The 22780-nt window shown below is 72.1% G+C and carries 23 protein-coding genes; all 23 read left to right on the plus strand.

Annotated elements, in window-relative coordinates; all coding sequences use genetic code 11:
- Nucleotides 1-165 precede the first annotated feature (165 nt).
- Complete coding sequence (locus tag ACYVK5_RS00110; RefSeq protein WP_460701375.1) at nucleotides 166-1461, plus strand: bifunctional folylpolyglutamate synthase/dihydrofolate synthase; 1296 nt, start codon at nucleotides 166-168, stop codon at nucleotides 1459-1461.
- A gap of 40 nt (nucleotides 1462-1501) precedes the next feature.
- Nucleotides 1502-2497: a dihydroxyacetone kinase subunit DhaK gene (gene dhaK / locus ACYVK5_RS00115; protein ID WP_460701251.1), complete on the plus strand. Its 996-nt coding sequence runs from the start codon at nucleotides 1502-1504 to the stop codon at nucleotides 2495-2497.
- Between the two features lie 54 nt (nucleotides 2498-2551).
- Complete coding sequence (gene dhaL / locus ACYVK5_RS00120) at nucleotides 2552-3214, plus strand: dihydroxyacetone kinase subunit DhaL (protein WP_460701252.1); 663 nt, start codon at nucleotides 2552-2554, stop codon at nucleotides 3212-3214.
- Nucleotides 3211-3906, plus strand: coding sequence for a dihydroxyacetone kinase phosphoryl donor subunit DhaM (gene dhaM / locus ACYVK5_RS00125; RefSeq protein ID WP_460701253.1), 696 nt, complete (start codon nucleotides 3211-3213; stop codon nucleotides 3904-3906). The genes dhaL and dhaM overlap by 4 nt, the downstream gene beginning before the upstream one ends.
- A gap of 30 nt (nucleotides 3907-3936) precedes the next feature.
- Nucleotides 3937-4587 carry a TetR/AcrR family transcriptional regulator gene (locus ACYVK5_RS00130; protein WP_460701254.1) on the plus strand — a complete coding sequence of 217 codons (651 nt, stop codon included), beginning with the start codon at nucleotides 3937-3939 and terminating at the stop codon, nucleotides 4585-4587.
- A complete protein-coding gene (locus tag ACYVK5_RS00135) occupies nucleotides 4584-5021 on the plus strand; it encodes a DUF4233 domain-containing protein (protein WP_460701255.1) in 438 nt (145 codons plus the stop codon). Before ACYVK5_RS00130 ends, ACYVK5_RS00135 begins: the two co-directional genes overlap by 4 nt.
- Before the next feature lie 36 nt (nucleotides 5022-5057).
- Complete coding sequence (gene ndk / locus ACYVK5_RS00140) at nucleotides 5058-5528, plus strand: nucleoside-diphosphate kinase (protein ID WP_460701256.1); 471 nt, start codon at nucleotides 5058-5060, stop codon at nucleotides 5526-5528.
- Between the two features lie 82 nt (nucleotides 5529-5610).
- The gene (gene smc / locus ACYVK5_RS00145; RefSeq protein WP_460701257.1) at nucleotides 5611-9432 is read left to right on the plus strand and encodes a chromosome segregation protein SMC; all 3822 of its coding nucleotides are present in this window, start codon (nucleotides 5611-5613) and stop codon (nucleotides 9430-9432) included.
- Between the two features lie 125 nt (nucleotides 9433-9557).
- Nucleotides 9558-10040 carry a hypothetical protein gene (locus ACYVK5_RS00150; protein WP_460701258.1) on the plus strand — a complete coding sequence of 161 codons (483 nt, stop codon included), beginning with the start codon at nucleotides 9558-9560 and terminating at the stop codon, nucleotides 10038-10040.
- A 49-nt stretch (nucleotides 10041-10089) separates the two neighbouring features.
- Nucleotides 10090-11292: a signal recognition particle-docking protein FtsY gene (ftsY, locus tag ACYVK5_RS00155; RefSeq protein WP_460701259.1), complete on the plus strand. Its 1203-nt coding sequence runs from the start codon at nucleotides 10090-10092 to the stop codon at nucleotides 11290-11292.
- A gap of 281 nt (nucleotides 11293-11573) precedes the next feature.
- On the plus strand, nucleotides 11574-12848 hold the full coding sequence (locus ACYVK5_RS00160) for an ammonium transporter (protein WP_460701260.1): 1275 nt from the start codon (nucleotides 11574-11576) through the stop codon (nucleotides 12846-12848).
- A 47-nt stretch (nucleotides 12849-12895) separates the two neighbouring features.
- Nucleotides 12896-13234 (plus strand): P-II family nitrogen regulator, encoded by a 339-nt coding sequence (locus ACYVK5_RS00165; protein WP_460701261.1) that lies wholly within the window; start codon nucleotides 12896-12898, stop codon nucleotides 13232-13234.
- Nucleotides 13235-13289: 55 nt separating this feature from the next.
- Nucleotides 13290-15044: a [protein-PII] uridylyltransferase family protein gene (locus tag ACYVK5_RS00170; RefSeq protein ID WP_460701262.1), complete on the plus strand. Its 1755-nt coding sequence runs from the start codon at nucleotides 13290-13292 to the stop codon at nucleotides 15042-15044.
- Between the two features lie 40 nt (nucleotides 15045-15084).
- A complete protein-coding gene (gene ffh, locus ACYVK5_RS00175; protein ID WP_460701263.1) occupies nucleotides 15085-16722 on the plus strand; it encodes a signal recognition particle protein in 1638 nt (545 codons plus the stop codon).
- An 8-nt stretch (nucleotides 16723-16730) separates the two neighbouring features.
- Nucleotides 16731-17834, plus strand: a complete 1104-nt coding sequence (locus ACYVK5_RS00180; RefSeq protein ID WP_460701264.1) for an amidohydrolase family protein — start codon at nucleotides 16731-16733, stop codon at nucleotides 17832-17834.
- Nucleotides 17835-18007: 173 nt separating this feature from the next.
- On the plus strand, nucleotides 18008-18430 hold the full coding sequence (rpsP, locus tag ACYVK5_RS00185) for a 30S ribosomal protein S16 (protein WP_460701265.1): 423 nt from the start codon (nucleotides 18008-18010) through the stop codon (nucleotides 18428-18430).
- Complete coding sequence (locus ACYVK5_RS00190) at nucleotides 18430-18669, plus strand: RNA-binding protein (RefSeq protein WP_460701266.1); 240 nt, start codon at nucleotides 18430-18432, stop codon at nucleotides 18667-18669. The genes rpsP and ACYVK5_RS00190 overlap by 1 nt, the downstream gene beginning before the upstream one ends.
- A gap of 71 nt (nucleotides 18670-18740) precedes the next feature.
- On the plus strand, nucleotides 18741-19307 hold the full coding sequence (gene rimM, locus ACYVK5_RS00195) for a ribosome maturation factor RimM (protein WP_460701267.1): 567 nt from the start codon (nucleotides 18741-18743) through the stop codon (nucleotides 19305-19307).
- 1 nt (nucleotide 19308) lies between these two features.
- Nucleotides 19309-20112, plus strand: a complete 804-nt coding sequence (trmD, locus tag ACYVK5_RS00200) for a tRNA (guanosine(37)-N1)-methyltransferase TrmD (RefSeq protein ID WP_460701268.1) — start codon at nucleotides 19309-19311, stop codon at nucleotides 20110-20112.
- Between the two features lie 206 nt (nucleotides 20113-20318).
- On the plus strand, nucleotides 20319-20675 hold the full coding sequence (gene rplS / locus ACYVK5_RS00205) for a 50S ribosomal protein L19 (RefSeq protein WP_460701269.1): 357 nt from the start codon (nucleotides 20319-20321) through the stop codon (nucleotides 20673-20675).
- Between the two features lie 143 nt (nucleotides 20676-20818).
- On the plus strand, nucleotides 20819-21592 hold the full coding sequence (lepB, locus tag ACYVK5_RS00210; protein ID WP_460701270.1) for a signal peptidase I: 774 nt from the start codon (nucleotides 20819-20821) through the stop codon (nucleotides 21590-21592).
- A gap of 16 nt (nucleotides 21593-21608) precedes the next feature.
- Nucleotides 21609-22319 carry a ribonuclease HII gene (locus ACYVK5_RS00215; RefSeq protein WP_460701271.1) on the plus strand — a complete coding sequence of 237 codons (711 nt, stop codon included), beginning with the start codon at nucleotides 21609-21611 and terminating at the stop codon, nucleotides 22317-22319.
- Nucleotides 22316-22615 carry a DUF2469 domain-containing protein gene (locus ACYVK5_RS00220; protein ID WP_192861150.1) on the plus strand — a complete coding sequence of 100 codons (300 nt, stop codon included), beginning with the start codon at nucleotides 22316-22318 and terminating at the stop codon, nucleotides 22613-22615. The genes ACYVK5_RS00215 and ACYVK5_RS00220 overlap by 4 nt, the downstream gene beginning before the upstream one ends.
- Nucleotides 22616-22780: the final 165 nt, after the last annotated feature.

Consider the following 22780-nt stretch of genomic DNA (forward strand, 5'->3'; position numbering starts at 1 on the left):
GGTGGTTCCGGATGGATGCGGTCGGGCCTACCGTAACGCGCCCACACGGGCGGCGGCCGGAACACAACCGGGGCTGTGGACAGAGCCCCCGTCCCGCGCCACCCCACATATCCTCGTCTCGTGAGCGACGCCTTCAAGACCGTGGCCCGGGAGATCTTCTCCCGGATGCCCGAGCACAAGATCGACCCCACCATGGCCCGCGTGGAGCGCGTGCTGGACCTGCTGGGCGACCCCCACCGCGCGTTCCGGGCGGTCCACATCACCGGCACCAACGGCAAGTCCTCGACGGCCCGCATGGTCGAGTCGCTGGTCCGCGAGCACGGCCTGCGCACGGGCCTGTTCACCAGCCCGCACCTGTCCAGCGTCACCGAGCGCATCCAGATCGACGGCGAGCCGCTCGACGAGGACCGCTTCGTCGAGGTTTTCGAGGACGTCGCCCCGTACATCGGCGTCGCCGACCGCGAGTCCGAGGCCGACGGCGGTCCTCCCCTGAGCTTCTTCGAGGTCCTGACCGTCATGGCGATCGCCGCGTTCGCCGACGCGCCCGTCGACGTCGCCGTCATCGAGGTGGGCCTGGGCGGCAGCTGGGACTCCACGAACGTCGTCGACGCCCCGATCGCCGTCCTCACGCCCGTCGCCATGGATCACGAGAAGTGGCTCGGCCACACCATCGCGGAGATCGCCGCGGAGAAGGCCGGCATCATCAAGGACCGTGCGACGGCGATCGTCGCCGCCCAGCGCGAGGACGCCGACGCCGAGATCCGGGCCCGCGCCGAGCGGACCGGCGCCCACCTGATCCGCGAGGGCGTCGACCTGGAGGTCGCCGCGCGGCAGGTCGCCGTCGGCGGCCAGCTCGTCGCCCTGCGCACTCCCGGCGGCCTCTACACGGATATCTACCTCCCCCTGCACGGCGGGCACCAGGCGCACAACGCGCTGCTGGCGCTCGCGGCGACCGAGGCGCTGATCAGCGGGGGCAAGGCGCTCGACGGCGGCGTGGTGGAGGCCGGTTTCGCGCGGGTCACCAGCCCCGGTCGGCTGGAGGTGGTGAGGTCCAGCCCGACGATGATCGTCGATGCCGCCCACAACCCCGCCGGCGTGGAGGCCATGGTCGAGACGCTGGAGGAGTCGTTCGACCTGCGGCGGATCATCGGCGTCGTCGGCATCATGGCCGACAAGGACGCCGAGGGTCTCCTCGCCGTCCTTGAGCCCGTGCTCGCCGAGATCGTGGTCACGCGCAACACCAACGAGCGCTCCATGGAACCCGAGGAACTCGCCGAGATCGCGAACGACGTCTTCGGGGAGGACCGCGTGCACGTCGCCGCCGACCTCTCCGGGGCGATCCAGATCGCGGCGGACCTCGCCGAGGCGGGGGACGACGTCGGCGTCGGTGCCGGCAGCGCCGTGCTGGTGACCGGATCCGTTGTCACGGTCGCCGACGCCCGCTCGCTGCTGCGCCGGTGAGAGGATGGATCTACCCGCGTCGACGAGGAAGGGGCCAGCCGTGAAGAAGCTGCTCAACGATCCCGAGAACGCCGTCGCCGATTCACTGGCCGGGTTCGCGCTCGCGCACGCGGACCTGGTCCAGGTGCATCACGACCCCACCTATGTGACCCGCGTCGGCGGGGCCACGACCGGCAAGGTCGGGCTCGTCAGCGGCGGCGGATCCGGCCACGAGCCGCTGCACGCCGGCTTCGTCGGCGACGGGATGCTCGACGCCGCCGTCCCGGGGGCCGTCTTCACCTCGCCCACGCCCGACGGCATCCTGCCCGCGCTGCACGCGGCCGACGGCGGAGCCGGCGTGCTCGCGATCGTGAAGAACTACACCGGCGACGTGCTCAACTTCGACCTCGCCGTCGAGCTCGCGGAGGCCGAGGGCGCCCGCATCGCCACGGTCGTCGTGAACGACGACGTCGCCGTCGAGAACTCGACCTACACCGCGGGGCGCCGGGGCGTCGCCGGGACGCTCTGCGTGGAGAAGATCGCCGGTGCGGCGGCCATGCAGGGTGGTGACGTGGACGACGTCACCCGCATCGCGCAGCACGTCGTGGACAACGTGCGGAGCATGGGCGTCGCGCTCACGGCCTGCACCGTCCCGCACGTCGGCGGGCCGAGCTTCGACCTCCCCGACGACCAGATGGAGATCGGTATCGGTATCCACGGCGAGCCCGGCCGGCGCCGCGTGCGGGCGGCGTCCGCGGACGCGGTGACGCAGATGCTGCTCGACCCGGTCGCGGACGACCTCGAGCTGTCCCCGGGCGAGCGTGTGTTGCTGTTCGTCAACGGAATGGGCGGAACCCCCACCTCGGAGCTCTACGTGGTCTATGGTCGAGCGCGGCGCCTGCTCGAACAGCGGGGCGTGACCGTGGCTCGCTCGCTCGTGGGTAGCTATGTCACGTCCCTGGAGATGCAGGGCGCGTCGGTCACCGTGCTGCGGCTGGACGACGAGCTCGAGGCGCTGTGGGACGCTCCCGTGCACACGGCGGCGCTGCGCTGGTGATCGGGTGAAAGTACATTCTCCACGGCACGACTGGAGGTATGAGGTGATGCTGCGGTGACGCTGGATGCTGACTGGGCGGAGCGCTGGATCCGGCGGACCGCCGACGCGGTCGCCGACAAGCGTGACTTGCTGACCGCGCTGGACCGGGAGATCGGCGACGGCGACCACGGCGAGAACCTCGTCCGCGGGTTCCGGGCGGTGGTCGCCAAGCTGGACGCCCGGCGCTCCGAGACCGACGATCCCGAGGCTCCGCCCCGGCTCGTCGGCGACGTCCTCAAACTCACCGCGACCACGCTCATGTCCACCGTCGGCGGGGCGTCCGGCCCGCTGTACGGGACGGCGTTCCTCCGTGCCGCCAAGGTGACGGGCCACGAGGCGATCGACACCCGCACGATCGTCGCGATGCTCGAGTCCGCGCTGGACGGGATCACCGCGCGCGGGAAGGCCGAGCCGGGGGAGAAGACCATGGTCGACGCCTGGACGCCCGCCGTCGAGGCCGCGGAGCGCGCGGCAGGCGAGGGCGACGAGGCGGACGCCCTGCGAGCGGCCGCGGCCGCCGCCGACGCCGGAGCGACTGCGACCATTCCGCTCGTGGCCACCAAGGGGCGCGCGTCGTACCTCGGGGAACGCAGTGCCGGGCACGAGGATCCGGGCGCACGCTCGACCGCGCTCCTCCTGGCGGCCGCCGTCGAGGCGCTCCCTGAGGAGACGGTATGACGGTGGCGATCGTCCTCGTCTCGCACTCGGCGGCGATGGCGCGCGGCCTGGCCGAGCTCGCGGGACAGATGGCCCCCGACGTCACGCTGGTCCCCACGGGAGGGCTGCCCGACGGCGGTCTGGGCAGCGCGCTCGACGACGTGACCGCGGCCCTGCACGAGGCGGCGGCCGCGGCGCCCGGCGTCGTCGTCCTGGCCGACCTGGGCTCGTCGGCGCTGACCGTCGAGTCGGCGCTGGAGCTCGACGAGGACCTGGCGGCCTCGGCGGTCCTGGCGCCGGGCCCGTTCGTCGAGGGCGCGGTCGCCGCGGCCGTGGCGGCGCACGGCGGCTCCGGCGTGGACGGCGTGGTGGCCGCGGTACGGGACGCGGGCAGCACGTTCGCGCGGGCCGCCGACGTCGCGCCGGACGCGGCGGGCGGCGGAACTGACGGGACCGGCAGCGCCACGACCACGGCCACACTGCGCAACCCGCTCGGGCTGCACGCCCGGCCGGCCGCGCTCGTGTCCCGGAAGGTCGCGGAGCTCGGCGCGTCGGTGCTGGTCGACGGCGTGGACGCGTCGAGCGTGCTGCAGCTCATGGCGCTCGGGGCGACCCAGGGGCGCGAACTGACGATCACGGTGAGCGGCCAGGACGCGGCCGGTGCCGCGGAGGCGCTGGCGGAGATGATCGGCTCCGGTTTCGGCGAGGTCTGAGGGCTCGTCGGGCCGGTGCAGAATATTCGGATGAGCGAGAACGGACCCGGCCTGCGCGAGCGCAACAAGCGTGCCCGCCGCGTCGCCATCATCGACGCCGCCCAGCGCCTCGTGCGGGAGCACGGGTACGACGCCGTGACGACCGGGCGGATCGCCGCCGAGGCCGGGGTCTCGCCACGCACCTTCTTCAACTACTTCGAGTCGAAGGAGGAGGCGGTCATCGGGATACGGACCGACGTCGGTATCGACCCGGACGCCGCCCGCATCTTCGCCTCGGGCGGTCCCAGCGGTCACCTGCTGACCGACCTGCGGTCCCTGATCGGGAACATGCTGGACCAGCTCGGCGACGAACCCGCCCGGGTGCGGGCGGCCGTGGAACTCGTCCGGCGGGAGCCGCGCCTGCTGCAGCACCACCAGGACGCCATCGAGCGGCACCGTACCGAGTTGCTCACACTGCTCGAGGAACGCGGACAGGTGGCTCCCTACGCGGCGGACGCGGAGACCGTCCTCGCGGTCGCGGGCGCCGTCGTGCAGGCCACCACGCTCGCCTGGGTGCGGTCCGGCGGGGGGCACGGGGTCCAGGTCCACATGCCGGAGGCGATCGCCGAACTCCGGGCCATCCTCTGCGAGCCGGAGCCGGTTCCCGAAGTACCCGCCGGGCCGGATATCGTGGCGGGGTGAGCAAGGACCGACCCGCCCCCGGCGACCGCATCAAGGCCAGGCCCTCCGCGCTGGTGCAGTTCACCTCCACCGTCCTGGCCTGCGAGGCCGTGCTCGTGCTGTTCGTCACGCTGGTCGCGTTCGGGCTGCGGGACCTCGACTACGAGCGCGGGCCGCTCCAGTCCGACTCCGCGGCCGTCGTGTGGGGCGTGGGCGGCGGCCTCGCGGTGCTGCTGGTGGTGCTGTCGCGGTTCACGAGGCGTCCGGCCGGGCTCGCCGCGGGGACGACGGCGCAGATCCTGGTGCTCGCCACGGGGCTCGTCGTCCCGCTGGCGACCGTCGTGAACCTGGTGTTCGCGGCCCTGTGGGTGATGGCGCTGCGGCTCGGTTCGCGCGTCGACCGGGAGCGCGCCGCGTACGACGCCGAGCACCCGGAGACCGCGCCCAACACCTGAGCGAGGCACACCACCGGCCCCATTACGCTGGGGCCCATGACCGACGTCGTGACCGAGAACCTGCCTACCGAGACCGCCGAGGCGCCCGTGGCCGAGCGCACGCTCGTGCTCGTCAAGCCCGACGGCGTACGCCGCGGCCTGTCCGGCGAGATCCTGCGCCGCATCGAGGCCAAGGGGTACACCCTCCGTGCCGTCCGGATGCTCGACGCCACGCCCGGCGTGCTGCACCAGCACTACGCCGAGCACGAGGGCAAGCCGTTCTTCGAGCCGCTGGTGGAGTTCATGATGTCGGGCCCGGTGCTGGCCGTGGTCGTCGAGGGTGAGGGCGTCATCCCCGGTTTCCGTTCCCTGGCCGGCGCCACGAACCCCACCGAGGCGGCCCCCGGCACGATCCGCGGCGACCTCGGCCGCGACTGGGGCACCAAGGTGGTGCAGAACCTCGTGCACGGCAGCGACTCGCCGGAGTCGGCCTCCCGCGAGATCTCCCTCTGGTTCCCCGAGCTCTGAGCACGCGAGCCGGGCGGCTCGGGAGAACTAGAGACACGCCGGGCGTGACGGGTTTTGCGGCGTGTCCGGTTAGGGTTGGCCGGTGCATCTCAAGACGCTCACGCTCCGGGGATTCAAGTCCTTCGCGTCGGCGACCACGCTGAACCTCGAGCCCGGGATCACCTGTGTGGTGGGTCCCAACGGTTCGGGCAAGTCGAACGTCGTCGACGCGCTCTCCTGGGTGATGGGCGAGCAGGGAGCGAAGTCGCTGCGTGGCGGCAAGATGGACGATGTCATCTTCGCCGGCACCTCCGGCCGCGCCCCGCTCGGCCGTGCCGAGGTCAGCCTGACCATCGACAACACCGACGGCGCGCTGCCGATCGACTACACCGAGGTCACGATCAGCCGGACGCTGTTCCGGACGGGCGGCTCCGAGTACGCGATCAACGGTTCGTCCTGCCGCCTCCTGGACATCCAGGAGTTGCTGAGCGACTCCGGTATCGGCCGTGAGATGCACGTCGTGGTGGGTCAGGGCCAGCTCGACGCCGTCCTGCGCGCCACCCCCGAGGAGCGGCGCGGCTTCATCGAGGAGGCGGCGGGCGTCCTCAAGCACCGCAAGCGCAAGGAGAAGGCGCTGCGGAAGCTCGACCAGATGCAGGGCAACCTGGCCCGCCTCGCGGACCTCACCGCGGAGCTGCGCCGTCAGCTCGGCCCGCTGGGCCGTCAGGCCGAGGCGGCGCGGAAGGCGCAGACGGTGCAGCGGGACCTGCGCGACGCCCGTGCTCGCCTCCTCGCGGACGACATCGCCCAGCTCCAGGCCCAGATCGAGGCCGACCTCGCCGACGAGAACGCCCTGAAGCAGCGCCAGGCCCGGGCCGAGGCGGGCCTCGCCGAGGCGCGGGCGGAACTGTCCCGCCTGGAGCAGTCGGCGTCGGCGACCTCCACCGAGGTGAGCCGCGCGGGTGACACGCTCTTCGCGCTGTCCCAGACCCGGGAGCGCCTGCGCGCGCTCCAGTCCCTGGCCGACGAGCGCGCCCGCCTGCTCGGCAGCACGGAACCGGCGCACCATCCGGGACAGGACCCCGACGACCTCGAGGCGCAGGCCGCCCGTGCCCGCGTCAGCGAGGAGGAGCTGGCGTCCGAGGTCGAGCTCGCGCGCGAGGCCGTGGAGGCGGCCATCGAGGAGCGTGCCGAGGCGGAGTCGGCGGCCCAGGAGGCCGAGCGTGCGCACGGCGCCCTGATGCGCGCGGCGGCGGACCGTCGCGAGGGGATGGCGCGTCTGGCCGGTCAGGTCGCGGCGCGGCGCAGCCGGGTCGAGGCCGCGGAGTCCGAGCTGGCCCGCCTGCGGGAGGCGGTCTCCGAGGCCGAGCACCGCGCGGAGGAGACGAGCCGTGAGTTCGCCGCGCTCGAGACCGAGGTGTCGGGTGTCGAGGAGGGCGAGGAGGGCCTCGACGTCGCGCACGAGGCCGCCGTGGCGACGCTGGAGCTGGCCCGCGGCACGGTCGAACGGCTGACCGCCGAGAAGGCGACCGCCGAGAAGGAGCGAGGGGCCGCGGCCGCGAAGGTCGAGGCGCTGGAGCTGAGCCTGGATCGCAAGGACGGTGCGGGCACGTTGCTGGCCGCGGACCAGCCGGGCGTGCTCGGCTCGGTCGCGGCCCTGCTGGGCGTAGAGCCGGGATGGGAGGCCGCGGTGGCCGCCGCGCTCGGCCCGCTGGCGGACGCGGTCGCCGTGTCGGGCCTGGACGCGGCGGTGGACGCCCTGCGCCTGCTGCGCGACGAGGACGCGGGCCGCGCGAGCCTCGTGGTGGGCGCCGCCGCGTCCGAGCAGTTGCCCCGCCTCGACGTGACGCTTCCCGAGTCCGTCCTGTGGGCGGCCGACGTCGTGCACGCCGCGGGCCCCGCCGAGGCCGGCCTGCGCGCGGTCCTGCGTGACGTCGTCGTCGTGGAGGATCTCGCCCGCGCTCGCGCCTTCGTGCGGGACAACCCGGAGCTCGTGGCGGCGACCCGCGCCGGCGACCTGCTCGGCGGCGCCCGGGCGTGGGGCGGCTCGGCGGCCGCGCCGAGCGTGCTGCACCTGCAGGCGGCGCTCGACGAGGCCAAGTCCGCGCGCGACGAGGCCGCCACCCGCCAGGAGCGTGCCGAGACCCAGCTGGTCGCCGCGCGGGCGGAGCTCGACGCGGCGAAGACCCGCCACGACGAGACCCTGGCCAGGCTCAACGAGTCCGACGCCGCGATGGCCGCGGCGGCGGAGCACCTCGGTTCGCTGCGCGCCTCCGCACGTTCCGCCCGCGAGGAGGCGGAGCGTCACCGCGCCGCACTGGAGCAGGCCATGGGCCGCCGCGAGGAGGACGAGATGGACCTCGCGGCCCTCGTCGAGCGGCTGGAGACCGCCGAGGAGGAGCCGGAGCAGGCCGCCGAGTCCCAGGACGAGGCGCAGGCCCGCCGGGACGAGACCGCGCGGGCCGCGACGGAGGCCCGCGCACGCGAGACCGAGGTGCGGCTCGCGCTGCGCACGGCCGAGGAGCGGGCACGCGCCGTGTCCGGCCGCGCGCAGGCCCTGGCGCATGCCGCCCAGCAGGAACGCGAGGCGCGGGCCGCCGCCGCCGAGCGGGAGGCGGCCCGGCAACGCGACGCGGCCCGCGCGGTGGTGGTCCGCCAGGGCGCGGCCGTGGCGCTCGAACGGATCGACCTGTCCCTCGCGCGTGCGCAGGAGGACAAGGCCGCCGCCGAGGAGGCCCGGGCCGCGGGGAACGCGCAGCTCGGGGCGGTGCGGGGCACCGTGGAGTCGCTGACGGCGGAACTGCGCGAGCTGACGGACGTCGCGCACAAGGACGAGGTCGCCCGGGCCCAGCAACGCCTCCGGCTGGAGCAGCTCCAGGCCCGCGCCATCGACGAGCTCAGCACCGACCCGGACGTCCTCGTCGAGGAGTTCGGCCCGCACCAGCCGATCCCCGTGTACGACGGCGACGCCCCGGCACGCCGCCGGGAGCGGCGTCCGGTCGTGGAGCGCGACGACGAGGGCAACCCGATCCGTCACGAGGGGGATCCTGTCCTGCCGCGCGGCGCCGCCGCGCGCGCCGAGGCCATCGCGCTGCGCGCGGCGGCACTGCGTGAGTTCGGCCTGGACCCGGCGGACCCGGAGGCGGCGAAGATCGTCCAGGAGGTCGCCGGGAGCGAGCCCGAGGCTGAGGGCACGACGCCGGAGGCCACCGCGCCCGGCGGGCGGCAGCCGAAGCCCGACCGGATAGTCCCGTACGTGCGTGAGGAGCAGGAGACCCGGCTGAAGAAAGCCGAGCGCGCGCTGGCACGGCTCGGCGCGGTGAACCCGCTGGCGCTGGAGGAGTTCGCGGCGCTGGAGGAACGGCACCAGTTCCTCGAGACCCAGCTCGCCGATCTGAAGAAGTCGCGCGAGGACCTGCTGCAGATCGTCTCCGACATCGACGACCGGGTCCAGCAGGTGTTCGCGGAGGCGTTCCAGGACACGTCGGACAAGTTCCTGGAGATCTTCCCGCGGCTCTTCCCGGGCGGGGAGGGCAAGCTCCGGCTGACCGACCCGTCGGACCTGCTCACCACTGGCATCGAGGTGGAGGCGCGGCCCGCGGGGAAGAAGGTGAAGCGGCTGTCCCTGCTGTCCGGCGGTGAGCGCTCGCTGGCGGCGGTGGCGTTCCTGGTCTCGATCTTCAAGGCGCGGCCCAGCCCGTTCTACATCATGGACGAGGTCGAGGCGGCGCTCGACGACGTGAACCTCGGCCGGCTCATCGAGATCTTCAAGGAGCTGCAGCGCGACAGCCAGCTCATCGTGATCACGCACCAGAAGCGCACGATGGAGGTCGCGGACGCGCTGTACGGCGTGACGATGCGGGGCGACGGCGTGACGACCGTCATCAGCCAGCGGATGGGCGAACGCGAGACCATCGACGCGTGAAGGGGGACGCCACGTAGGAGCGCCCGCAGGGGTGAGCCCGGTGTTTCCGGAGAATGCAGTATTCATGACTGCCGTACGGCGCGTCCGTCGGGGCATCTGACAAAGTTTCAGGAGACAATGGCGTCATGTGGTGGTCGGTCCTCCTGCTCGTCGTGTGTCTCCTGTTGGCTGCCGGGGTGTTCCTGGTGGCCAACGTCATGGATGCGGCGGACGGCAACCAGCGGGCCGATAGTTTCCCCGGCCGGTTCCGTGCCGGGTGGCAGCGGGTGGCCGGCGGCGGCTGGCCCAAGCAGTCCGGCCGGGTGAAGGGCGCGTCGGCGGTGGCCACGCACGCCGTGGGCGCCCCGTCGGTGTGGGTGGGCAAACCTGGTCAGGGGCGCAGGGCGGCGGCGGACGCCGCGCCCGTCGACATGGAGATGTCGGAGTTCTTCGAGGCGACGGTCGAGGACAAGCCGGGCTACATGGATGCCGAGGAGCTCCAGGGCCTCCTCGGCAAGGCGCGCGATCAGGCTTCCAAGGCCGTCAACGTGCCGATCCAGACCGTCAAGCCTGTCCTGAGCGATCCGCGGGGACTGCTGCGCCAGCGCCAGGGGGACAAGCCCTCCTGATCGGCCGGGCCTCCCGCGCCCGGCCGCGACGTCTGGGAGAATCTTCCGCGTGAACGAAGTTCCCTGGATCGAGATCATTGCCGGGCTCGTCGTGGCCGCTACCGGCGGCGGCCTGATCGGCTGGCTGCGTGCCCGGGCCAAGCGGTCGGACGAGGCCGGCGGCCGCGTCGACGAGGAGGCTGCGCCCGGGACCGAGGAGGCGGGCGGGCCGGCGTCGGGCACGGTGGTGATCCATGCGCCGGGTGACGCGGAGGCGGTGGCCGAGGAGGCGGCGGCGGAGCCGGCGGTCGAGAAGCCGGTCCTCGAGAAGCCCGCTCCCGTCGCGGGGCGCCTCGTGCGGCTGCGCGACCGTCTCGCCAGGTCCGGATCGCCGCTCGGCGCCCGCCTGCTCGAGGTGCTGTCCCGCGACTCGCTCACCGAGGACGACTGGGACGAGCTCGAGGAAGACCTGCTGCTCGCCGACATCGGCGCCGGCCCCACCACCGAACTGCTCGACAGCCTGCGGACCCGGGTGCGCGTGCTCGGCGTCCGCGAGCCGGGCGCCGTGCGTGAGCTGCTGCGCGAGGAACTGGTCGCGCTCGTGGGCGCGGACCTGGATCGTTCGCTGCACCTGGAGCCGACCGTGGGCGAGAGCGGGGACCGGCTGCCCGCCGTCGTCCTCGTCGTCGGCGTGAACGGGACCGGCAAGACCACCACCGTGGGCAAGCTCGCGCGCGTGCTCGTGGCGGAGGACAAGTCGGTGGTGCTCGGTGCGGCCGACACGTTCCGGGCGGCGGCGGCGGACCAGCTCACCACGTGGGGGGCACGGGTCGGCGTCGAGACGGTGCGATCGGACAAGGAGGGCGCGGACCCGGCGTCGGTGGCGTTCGACGCCGTGGCGCGGGGCCGCGACGACAAGACGGACGTCGTGCTCGTCGACACGGCCGGTCGCCTGCAGAACAAGGCCGGACTCATGGACGAGCTCGGCAAGATCGTGCGCGTGACCTCGAAGGTCGCCGCGCCCAGCGAGGTGCTGCTCGTGCTGGACGCGACCACCGGGCAGAACGGCCTCTCGCAGGCGCGCGTCTTCGCGGAGGTCGCCGGTGTCACCGGCATCGTGCTGACCAAACTGGACGGGACGGCGAAGGGTGGCATCGTGGTGCAGGTGCAGCGGGAGCTCGGCGTCCCGGTCAAGCTCGTCGGACTGGGGGAGGGCCCGGACGATCTGGCCCCGTTCGACGCGGGGGACTTCGTGGACGGCATTCTGGGCTGAGGCTGAGTCAAGAAGCGGTCACGAATGCCTCGAAGTGCACGTGTGTCCAAATGGTGAGAAAATCCTGAACACCACGTGAAGTCACGGATGGGTACCGCTGGCGTCACGATCGAGTCACGATGCTCGCGGACATTTCACCCATCACGACTACGAAATCAAGTATTTACACTCTTTCGCCCTGTGTCACATGTCCGTAACATCAGTGCCGGTCCCGCGTAACGACACTTGGGGAGCGTGATCCGCGACCAGCCACTCCGGGCTGGCAAGGGAGGAACAAGCTTATGGAACCCGTTCTGGATTCCGGAGTCTCCGCGTGGATGCTGGTGTCGGCATCCCTGGTGCTCCTCATGACCCCCGGCCTGGCGTTGTTCTACGGCGGCATGGTGCGTGGCAAGTCCGTGCTCAACATGATGATGATGTCGTTCTCGGCGATCGCCGTGGTCGGCGTCATCTACGTGTTGTGGGGTTGGTCGATGTCGTACGGCGCGACGGTGGGCGGGTTCTTCGGTAACCCGTTCGACCAGTTCGGGCTCGGCGGCAGCTTCGACCCGATCGCCATCCTCGACGAGGAGACCGGGGCGTACATGCCCACGCTGGTCGACGTCGGCTTCCAGGCGACGTTCGCCATCATCACCGTGGCCCTGATCTCGGGTGCCATCGCCGACCGTGTCAAGTTCAGCACATGGCTCGTTTTCTCGGGTATCTGGGTCACGCTGGCCTACTTCCCGATGGCTCACATGGTGTGGAGCGGCGGCCTGCTCTCGGACGAGGGTCCGTTCAACTTCGGTGGTGCGTCCCCGATCGACTTCGCCGGTGGCACCGTGGTGCACATCAACGCGGGTGCCGCGGCGCTCGTGCTCGCGATCCTCGTCGGCAAGCGCAAGGGCTTCGGCAAGGAGCCGATGCGCCCGCACAACCTGCCGTTCGTCATGCTGGGCGCCGCACTCCTGTGGTTCGGTTGGTTCGGCTTCAACGCCGGTTCCGCCTACACGAGCGGTGAGGATGCCGGCCTCGCGTGGGTCAACACCACCACGGCCACCTGCGCCGCCATCCTCGGCTGGCTGCTTGTCGAGAAGATCCGTGACGGTGCGCCCACCTCACTGGGCGCGGCGTCCGGCATCGTCGCCGGTCTGGTTGCGATCACCCCGGCCGCCGGCAACGTCACCCCGCTCGGTTCGATCGCCGTCGGAGCGGTCGCCGGTGTCATCTGCGCCTTCGCGGTCGGCCTGAAGTACAAGCTCGGCTTCGACGACTCGCTCGACGTCGTCGGCATCCACCTCGTCGCCGGCATCTGGGGCACGCTGTCGCTCGGCTTCCTCGCCAGCGAGACCGGCCTCTTCTACGGTGGCGGTGTGGCGCAACTCGGTGTGCAGGCGATCATCGCCGTCATCGCCATCGTGTTCTCGGTCATCGTGACGCTCGTGGTCGGCTACCTGCTCAAGGTCGTCATGGGCTGGCGCATCACCGAGCAGGAGGAGATCGACGGGATTGACTTCGCGGTGCACGGCGAGACCGCGTACGAAGGTGTCGGCTCGACCATCAGCGAGGTTCGCTGACCCGGTTGATCCGGGTGAGCGAACCTTATGACCAGGGAGGTACGTGCATGAAGCTCGTCACTGCAGTCATCCAGCCGCACCGGCTCGACGACGTGAAGTCGGCACTCGAGGCAGCGGGCGTCCGGGGGATGACCGTCTCCGAGGCAAGCGGCTACGGCCGTCAGAAGGGTCACACCGAGGTCTACCGCGGCGCCGAGTACACCGTCGACCTGGTGCCGAAGGTGCGCATCGAGGTCCTGGTGTCCGACGAGGACGTCGCACCGGTGACGGACGCGATCGTGGGTGCTGCCCAGACCGGCAAGATCGGTGACGGCAAGGTGTGGTCCGTGCCCGTCGACGACGTGGCCCGGGTTCGCACCGGCGAGCACGGCGACGCCGCGCTCTGACCGTTCACCCACGCTGAACGGGAACCCGGCGGAGGCCCCGCACCCCACCCACGGGGTGCGGGGCCTCCGCGACGAACTGCTGGACATTGCCTCGGACGCGACACGCGCCGAAGGATCGGTCGATGGCGCCTCGGGACGGGACCGCCGCGCCGCCCTCGCCCGGCACGTGACGGAGAGACTCACCGCCCTCTGGGAGTACGCGACCGAGGACGTCCCGCCCACGGGGGTCGCGCTGGCCGCGGTCGGCAGCCTCGGCCGCGGCGACATGGGGCCGATGAGCGATCTCGACCTGGTGCTCGTGCACGACGGCCGCACCCACACCGACGAGCAGCTCGGCCGGATGGCCGAGCGCCTCTGGTACCCCCTGTGGGACTCCGGGGTCGACCTCGACCACTCCGTCCGCTCCCTTGCGCAGTGCCGCAAGGTGGCGTCCCAGGACCTGCCCGCCGCCGTCTCGTGGCTCGACGTGCACGTCATGGCGGGCGACGCCACCCTCGTGCACCGCGCGGCGACGGGCGTCCTGACCGACTGGCGTGACGCGGCACGTCGTCGGCTCCCCGAGCTCCTCGGGACCGTGCGCGAGCGCGCGGAGCGCTCCGGCGAACTCGCCTACCTCATCGAGCCCGACCTCAAGGAGGCCCGGGGCGGCATCCGCGACGCCGTCGTGCTGGCCGCGCTCGCCGCCACCTGGCTCACCGACCGCCCGCACGGCACCGTCGACGACGCGTACACCCACCTGCTGGACGTGCGCGACGCGCTCCAGGTCACGGCACGGCGCCGGACCACCCGCCTGCTGCTCGGCGACCTCGAGGAGGTCGCCGACCGCTGCGGGTACGACGACGGGGACGACCTCCTCGCGAGCCTCGCCGCGGCGGGCCGCGAGATCTCCTACGCCCTGGACTCCACCGTGCGCCGTGCCCGCAAGGCGCTGGACCGGAGGCCCGTCGGGAAGCCCCTGATGATCCGCGGCCGCAGGAAGCCGCCGCGCCTGCGTCCCGTCGGCGAAGGGCTGGTGGAGCACGACGGCGAGCTGGTGCTGGGTGTCGGCGCACAACCGGCGTCGGACCCCCAGCTCTCCCTCCGGGCGGCCGCCACGGCGGCGCGGACCGGCCTCCACCTCTCGCCGGTGACGATCACCTCCCTGCACAGCTGCCCGCCGCTGCCCGCGCCGTGGCCGCCCGCCGCGCGCGCGAACCTGCTCGCGCTGCTGGCCTCGGGCAGCGCGCAGGTGCCCGTGTGGGAGGCCCTCGACCTGGCCGGCGTCGTGACCACGTGGATCCCCGAATGGGCCGACGTGCGCAACCGTCCCCAGCGTGCCGCGATCCACCGGCACACGGTGGACCGCCACCTCGTGGAGACGGCGCGCCTGGCCGCCCGGCTCAAGCGCGGCATGACGTTCGGCGGGGACAGCTCCGTCAACCACAACGGCGGCGACCTGCTCCTCCTCTCCGCGCTGCTGCACGACATCGGCAAGGTGCGCGGGGCCGCCGACCACTCGGTCGAGGGAGCCCGCCGCGTGCCCGCGATCCTGCGCCGCATGGGCTTCGAACGCGCGGTGTCCGACGACGTCACCCGGCTGGTGCGGCATCACCTGGTGCTCTCGGAGCTGGCCGTGAGCGGCGACCACGACGACCCGGCCACGCTGGCGACCCTGCTGGACGCCGTCGACCACCGTCCGGATCTGCTCGACGTGCTACGGCTGCTGACCGAGGCCGATTCGACGTCACTGGGACCGAAGGGCTGGACCGCCTGGCGTGCCTCGCTCGTCGACGACCTGACGCGACGAGCCCGGGCGGCGCTGCGGGCGTGAGCTTCGGGAGAGGCCGTGTGTCGCGGGTACCCTGGACCCCGTGTTCAACTCCCTGTCCGACCGGCTGACCCAGACGTTCAAGAATCTGCGTTCGCGTGGACGCCTCTCAGAGGCGGACATCGATGCGACCGTGCGCGAGATCCGGCGCGCGCTGCTCGACGCGGACGTCGCCGTGCCCGTGGTGCGCGAGTTCACCGCGGCGGTGCGGGAGCGGGCGCTGTCCGCGGAGGTCTCGGGCGCGCTCAACCCGGCGCAGCAGGTCGTCAAGATCGTCAACGACGAGCTGGTGGCGATCCTGGGCGGGCAGACCCGGCCGCTGAACCTGGCCAAGACGCCGCCCACGGTCATCATGCTCGCCGGCCTGCAGGGCGCCGGAAAGACCACGCTCGCCGGCAAGCTCGCCCTCGCGCTCAGGGAACAGGGACACACGCCGCTGCTGGTCGCAGCGGACCTGCAGCGCCCGAACGCCGTCAACCAGCTCTCCGTGGTCGCCGAGCGCGCGGGCGTGCCGGTGTTCGCGCCGCACCCGGGCAACACGTCGGCGGCTGACGACCCGGCCGCCGATGCTCCGCTGATCGGCGACCCGGTCGGCGTCGCGCGCGACGGCGTCGCGGAGGCACGTACCAAGCTGCACGACGTCGTCATCGTGGACACCGCGGGTCGCCTCGGTATCGACGAGGTCCTGATGCGGCAGGCCTCGGACATCCGCGAGGCGATCACGCCGGACGAGGTCCTCTTCGTCATCGACGCGATGATCGGCCAGGACGCCGTGAACACGGCGAAGGCGTTCGCCGACGGCGTCGGCTTCACCGGCGTCGTGCTGTCCAAGCTGGACGGCGACGCGCGAGGCGGCGCCGCGCTGTCGGTCGCGCAGGTGACCGGCCGCCCGATCATGTTCGCCTCGACGGGCGAGAAGCTGACCGACTTCGAGGTCTTCCACCCCGACCGGATGGCGTCCCGCATCCTCGACATGGGTGACGTCCTCACCCTCATCGAGCAGGCCGAGAAGGCGTTCGACACCGAGCAGGCCGAGAAGATGGCCCAGAAGGTGGCCACGGGCGAGGACTTCACGCTCTCGGACTTCCTGGTGCAGATGCAGCAGCTGAAGAACATGGGCTCGATGAAGAAGATGCTCGGCATGCTGCCGGGTATGGGCCAGATGCGCGAGCAGCTCGACCAGTTCGACGAGCGCGAGGTGGACCGCATCGAGGCGATCGTCCGGTCGATGACGCCGGCCGAGCGGGACACCCCGAAGATCATCAACGGCTCGCGCCGGGCGCGCATCGCCCGGGGCTCCGGCACCTCGGCGAACGCCGTCAACCAGCTGCTCGACCGGTTCGCGGGCGCGCAGAAGATGATGAAGCAGATGTCCCGCAACGGCGGGCTGCCCGGCCAGGCAGGCCCCGGCGGTATGCCCGCCATGCCAGGGATGCCCGGCGTCGGGATGGGCAAGAAGTCGCGCGGCAAGACGCAGCCCACGAAGAAGAAGAAGGGGAAGTCCGGGAACCCCGCGAAGCGGGCGCAGCAGGAGCGCGAGGCGATGCAGCGCGCGCTCGGCGGCGGCCGTCCGCAGCCGTCCGCGCCGACCGGCGCGGCGTTCGGCAAGGCCGGTGACGACCAGGCCCCGCCGGACATGGAGGCGCTCGAGCAGCAGCTCGGCAAGTTCCTGGGCAAGTGAGAGTTCCCGTGTCGGACGCCCCGACCCTGCACCTCCGCGGAAACGTTCTCCTGGACGACGACCGCGAGGTGGGCGACCTCTGGGTGCGGGGCGGGCGCGTCAGCCTGACCCGGCCCTCGGCACAGGGCGCGGGGATGCGCGTCGTCGAGGGCTGGGCGCTGCCCGGTCTCGTGGACGCCCACTGCCACATCGGCCTGGCCGCCGACGGCCCCGTCCCGCACGACGTCGCGGTGCGGCAGGCCGTCGCCGACAGGGACTCGGGCGTGCTCCTGGTGAGGGACGCCGGCTCGCCGTCGGACACGCGATGGGTCCAGGCGCGCAGCGACCTGCCCCGGCTCGTCCGCTCAGGGAGGCACCTCGCCCTCGCGAAGCGCTACCTGCGGAACTTCGCACGCGAGCTCGACGACCCGGCCGAGCTGCCCGAGGCCGTCCGTGAGCAGGCTCTGCACGGCGACGGCTGGGTCAAGCTGGTCGGGGACTGGATCGACCGGTCGCTGCCGGAAGGCGGCGACCTGACCCCGCTCTGGCCCGACGACGTGCTGGCGCGCGCCGTGGCGGCGGCGCACGCCGAGGCCGCGCGCGTCACGGTGCACACGTTCGCGACCGAGACCGTCGACGCCCTGCTCGATGCCGGCGTGGACGGTATCGAGCACGGCACCGGCATGACGGCCGAGCAGATCTCGCGGGCCGTGGAGGCGGGCGTGGCCGTGACGCCGACACTGCTCCAGGTGGCGCAGTTCGAGGCGATCGCGGCGCAGGCCGAGCCGAAGTTCCCCGTGTTCGCGAAGCGGATGCGGCACCTGCACGCGCGCCGCTACCAGCAGGTCCGCGACTTCTACGACGCCGGGGTGCGGCTGCTCGTCGGGACGGACGCCGGCGGCACCATCGGGCACGGGCGCATCGCCGACGAGTGCGCGGAACTCGTCGCGGCCGGCATTCCGGCCGCCGAGGTCGTGGCCCTCGCCTCGTGGCGGGCGCGCGCGTTCCTCGGGCTGGGATCCGTCGTCGAAGGGTCGAGCGCGGACCTGGTGGTCTACCCGGAGGACCCGCGCGAGAACATCGACGTGCTGCGGTACCCGACGGCGATCGTGCTGCGCGGCGAGCTGTACTGAGCTGTGCTGCGGATGGTTGGTGGGGCTCCGCGTCGTCTGGCAGAATGGCCCGGTACTCGGCGTGCCCGGGCCCCTCTCACCTGTGCCCGCCCAGTCCCTGATCTACCCGCTGGACCACCCCCACGGACCGGCGGAACGGATCATCCGTTCCAGAAACCAGGAGAGACCACTTCGTGGCCACCAAGATTCGTCTGAAGCGCTTCGGCAAGATCCGGGCGCCCTACTACCGCGTCGTCGTCATGGACTCGCGGACCAAGCGCGACGGTCGTGCGATCGAGGAGATCGGCAAGTACCACCCGACCGAGGAGCCCTCGCTCATCGAGATCGACTCCGAGCGCGCGCAGTACTGGCTCGGCGTCGGCGCGCAGCCGACCGAGCAGGTCGCCGCACTGCTCAAGGTCACGGGCGACTGGCAGAAGTTCAAGGGCCTTCCGGGCGCCGAGGGCACCCTGAAGACCAAGGGCGGCAAGGCGGACGCCACCGCCGCGATCGACGCCGTCCATGCCGAGGCCGAGAAGGCCAAGGCCGACGCCGCCGCCAAGGCCGACGCCGCTCCGGCGGAGGGCGCCGAGACCCCGGCCGAGACCGAGGCCTGATGCTCGCGGATGCCCTCGAGCACCTCGTGCGCGGGATCGTCGACAACCCGGACGACGTCCGCGTGTCCGCGAAGACGCTGCGTCGGGGGGACCTGCTCGAGGTCCGCGTGCACCCGGACGACCTCGGCCGGGTCATCGGCCGGGGCGGCCGGACGGCGCGCGCGCTGCGTACGGTCGTCGGTGCGCTCGCGGCCGACGGCTCGGTCCGTGTCGACGTCGTGGACGTCGACCGGCGCTGACGAGGGACGCCAACCCACGGGGCCCGGTCCGAGGACCGGGCCCCGTCTTTTCTTGAACCGAGGAGTCGCAGATGGAGCTCACCGTCGCCCGGATCGGGCGTGCTCACGGGCTGAAGGGTGAGGTCGCGCTCGACGTGCGGACCGACGATCCCGACGGGCGCCTGGGCGTCGGCCAGGTGCTGCGGACGGTACCGCCCGAGGCCGGGCCGCTGACGGTGACGCGGGCACGCGTGCACCAGGACCGCTGGGTGGTCATGTTTGCCGAGGCGTCCGACCGCTCCGCCGCCGAACGCCTGAACGGCGTCGAGCTCGTGGTCGACGTCGACGCCTCCGACGAGGAGGACGCGTGGTACCCGCACGAACTGCGGGGCCTGCGCGCGGAGCTCACCGACGGGACCGTCGTCGGCGAGGTCATCGGGCTCGACCACCTGCCCGCCCACGACGTCCTCGTGGTCTCGGAGCCGCTGCCCACGGGCACGGTCCGTACCCTCGTGCCGTTCGTGCGGGCGATCGTGCCGGTGGTCGACGTCGCCGGCGGCCGGGTGGTGCTCGACCCGCCGGGCGGGCTCCTGGCCCGGGACGCGGACGCTGCCTCGGAGGCCGAGCCCGCCGCGGACGACGCCGGCGAGAGCGCCTGACGTGCGGATCGACGTCGTCACGATCTTCCCCGACTACCTCGCCGCCCTCGACCTGTCGCTCGTCGGCAAGGCGCGGCAACGCGGCCTGCTGGACCTGCACGTGCACGACCTGCGGGACTGGACCACGGATCGTCACCGCACGGTCGACGACACCCCGTTCGGCGGTGGCGCCGGCATGGTCATGCGGCCCGACGTGTGGGGCCACGCGCTGGAGGAGGTGCTGGGAGACGACGCCACCCTCATCCTGCCGACACCGTCCGGCGAGGTCTTCACGCAGCGCCACGCCGAGGAGCTGGCCACCGCCGGGCACCTCGTGTTCGCCTGCGGGCGGTACGAGGGGATCGACGCGAGGGTCGCCGAGCACTACCGGGCCACCGGGCGCGACGTGCGGGAGTTGTCGATCGGTGACTACGTGCTCAACGGCGGCGAGGTCGCCGCGCTCGTGATGATCGAGGCGGTCGGGCGGCTCGTGCCCGGGATGGTGGGTAACCCCGAGTCGCTGCTGGAGGAGTCCCACGGGGCGGCGGGCCTGCTCGAATACCCCGTGTACACGAAGCCGCCCCGGTGGCAGGACATCGAGATCCCGGAGGTGCTGCTCTCGGGGCACCATGCCCGGATCGACCGGTGGCGGCGGGACGAGGCGTTGCGCCGGACGGCCCGGCGCCGGCCGGAGATGATCGCCGCCCTCGACGGGGCGGAGCTGGACAAGCACGACAAGGCGTTGCTCGCAGACCTCGGGTGGACGGTGTCCGACGACGGCCGGGTGCTGCCCGTGCCCGAGGACGGGGACGCGCCGGCCGGGTGACGCCACGTGCCCGCCGGCCCGGTGCCGCTGTGGCAGAATAGATCCTTGGCGCGTCGGCGGTCAGGTCTCTGCCACAGGGGACGGCCGCCGGGTTCGGCCCGGCACGATCGTCAGCACGGCTCGCCACCTCACATCAGCCCAGTCGGCCGCGGGATACCGCGGCCGCGAGATTCGCGCCTGACCTGTGGCAGGTCCGGAGAAGAACGATGCAGAAGCTCGACAGCGTCGACGCCGCCTCGCTGCGCGACGACATCCCGGAGTTCCGTGCCGGTGACACCCTGAAGGTCAACGTCAAGGTCATCGAGGGCACCCGCTCCCGTGTCCAGGCGTTCCAGGGCATCGTCATCCGCCGCCACGGCGGTGGCGTGGGCGAGACGTTCACCGTCCGCAAGATCAGCTTCGGCGTCGGCGTGGAGCGCACCTTCCCGCTGCACGCCCCGACGATCGACTCTATCGAGGTCGTGACCCGCGGTGACGTCCGCCGGGCGAAGCTGTACTACCTCCGCAACCTGCGCGGCAAGAAGGCGAAGATCAAGGAGAAGCGCGAGACCGTCGCTTCCTGATTCTCACTCCGGCCGGGCAGGTGATTGCGTCACGCGACAACCTGCCCGGCCGGCGGCGTGTGGTGCGAATCCTCACAGGAGGGTGCACTACAGTCGTGGAGGCTCGTGAGCCTCGACCCTACCGAGATGACAAAGTGAGATCTGTGACGACCTACCCTGTGGCGCAGCACGCAAAGTCTCCGCGGCGATCCCCGAGGGAGCAGTCCGGCGGGCTCGCGGTCCTCAAGGAGATCGCGATCATCGTGATCAGCGCCCTGGTGCTGTCGTTCCTGATCAAGACTTTCCTGGTGCAGTCCTTCTACATCCCGAGCGCGTCGATGGAGGACACCCTCATCACGGGTGACCGGGTCATGGTCTCGCGCCTCACGCCGACCCTCGTGGACCTGGAGCGGGGCGACATCGTCGTGTTCGTGGACCCGGGCGGCTGGCTGCAGCCGTACACGCCACCCGACCGGGGGCCGGTCGGCAACGCGATCACCGCCGGTCTGACCGTCGTCGGGCTGCTTCCGTCCGACACGGGGGAGCACCTGATCAAGCGCGCGATCGGCCTCCCCGGTGACCACGTGGTGTGCGACGACGAGTGCGCCAACGGCGGCGGCGAGGTGCGGGTCAACGGCGTGGCGATCGACGAGGCGCTCTACCTGAAGCCGGGCAACTCGCCCAGCGGTGGCAAGGCGTTCGACGTGACGGTGCCGGACGGCATGCTCTTCGTGATGGGCGACCACCGGCAGAACTCGGCCGATTCCCGCTTCAACACCAGCAAGCCGGGGGGCGGGTTCGTCCCCGTGGACAACGTCGTGGGAACCGCGTTCTCGACGGTCTGGCCGCTCGACCGGATGGAGTGGCACTCCAACCCGGCCAGCGTGTTCGACGACGTCCCGGACGCGACGGAACCGACTCCGCAGCCGTCCGCCTGACCGGAGGCGCGAAGCGTTGGCCGAGAAGAGGGCGCGGACCACGCCGACACTGCGCACCGAGCGGGCGCTGCTCGCCTCCGGGCCGCGGCTCGTCGCGGGCATGGACGAGGTGGGACGAGGGGCCCTGGCCGGCCCGGTGAGCGTGGGCGTCGTCGTCATCGACGCGCGCACCCGCACCGCACCGCAGGGCCTCGCCGACTCGAAGCTGCTCACCGCCGCCGCGCGCGAGGTCCTCGTGCCGAAGGTGCGCCGCTGGGCGCTCGCCGCGGCGGTGGGACACGCGTCCGCCGCCGAGATCGACGCGCACGGCATCATCGCCGCCCTCCGGTTCGCCGGGCAGCGTGCGCTGAGCGCGGTGCAGTCCGAGGTGGGCGCCGTCGACGTCGTCCTCCTCGACGGCAAGCACGACTGGCTGAGCGATCCCGGACCCGACCTGTTCGCGTCCGGCGGCCTCGACGTCGGGCCGGGCGTTCCCCACGTCGGGCCGGACGTCGTCACGATGATCAAGGCGGACGTGCGCTGCTCGTCCGTCGCCGGGGCGAGCGTGCTGGCGAAGGTCGAGCGGGACGCGATCCTCACACGGCTCGCCGATGACCATCCCCACTACGGGTGGGAGAACAACAAGGGTTACAGCGCCCCCGCGCACCTCGAGGCGCTGATGAAACACGGGGCCAGCGTGTTGCATCGGCGGTCGTGGAACCTCCCGGGTGCGATGATGGCCGGGTGAGTGCCGAAGACCTCGAGAACTACGAGACCGACATGGAGCTCGCGCTCTACCGCGAGTACCGGGACGTCGTGAGCCTGTTCTCGTACGTGGTGGAGACCGAGCGACGGTTCTATCTCGCCAACCAGGTGGACCTGCAGGTGCGATCCGCCGCGGGCGAGGTGTACTTCGAGCTGCGGATGGCCGACGCGTGGGTGTGGGACGTGTACCGGTCGGCGCGGTTCGTGAAATCCGTGCGGGTGGTGACGTTCAAGGACGTGAACGTGGAGGAGCTGGCCAAGGCTGAGCTGACGCTCTGACTTGTCGGCCGCCCGGACTCCTCGCGGGTGTTCGTCGTGGTGTGACGAGGGCCGTGGACCGCTGCGGCGGAGTTTCGCTGGGGAGATGCCGACGGGTCGCTGTGGGCGGAGCTTCTTGTGCACAGGTGCTGATTTCTGTCCCTCCGTGGGAGGGCGACGTGACGC

The sequence above is a fragment of the Myceligenerans halotolerans genome, from assembly GCF_054782975.1.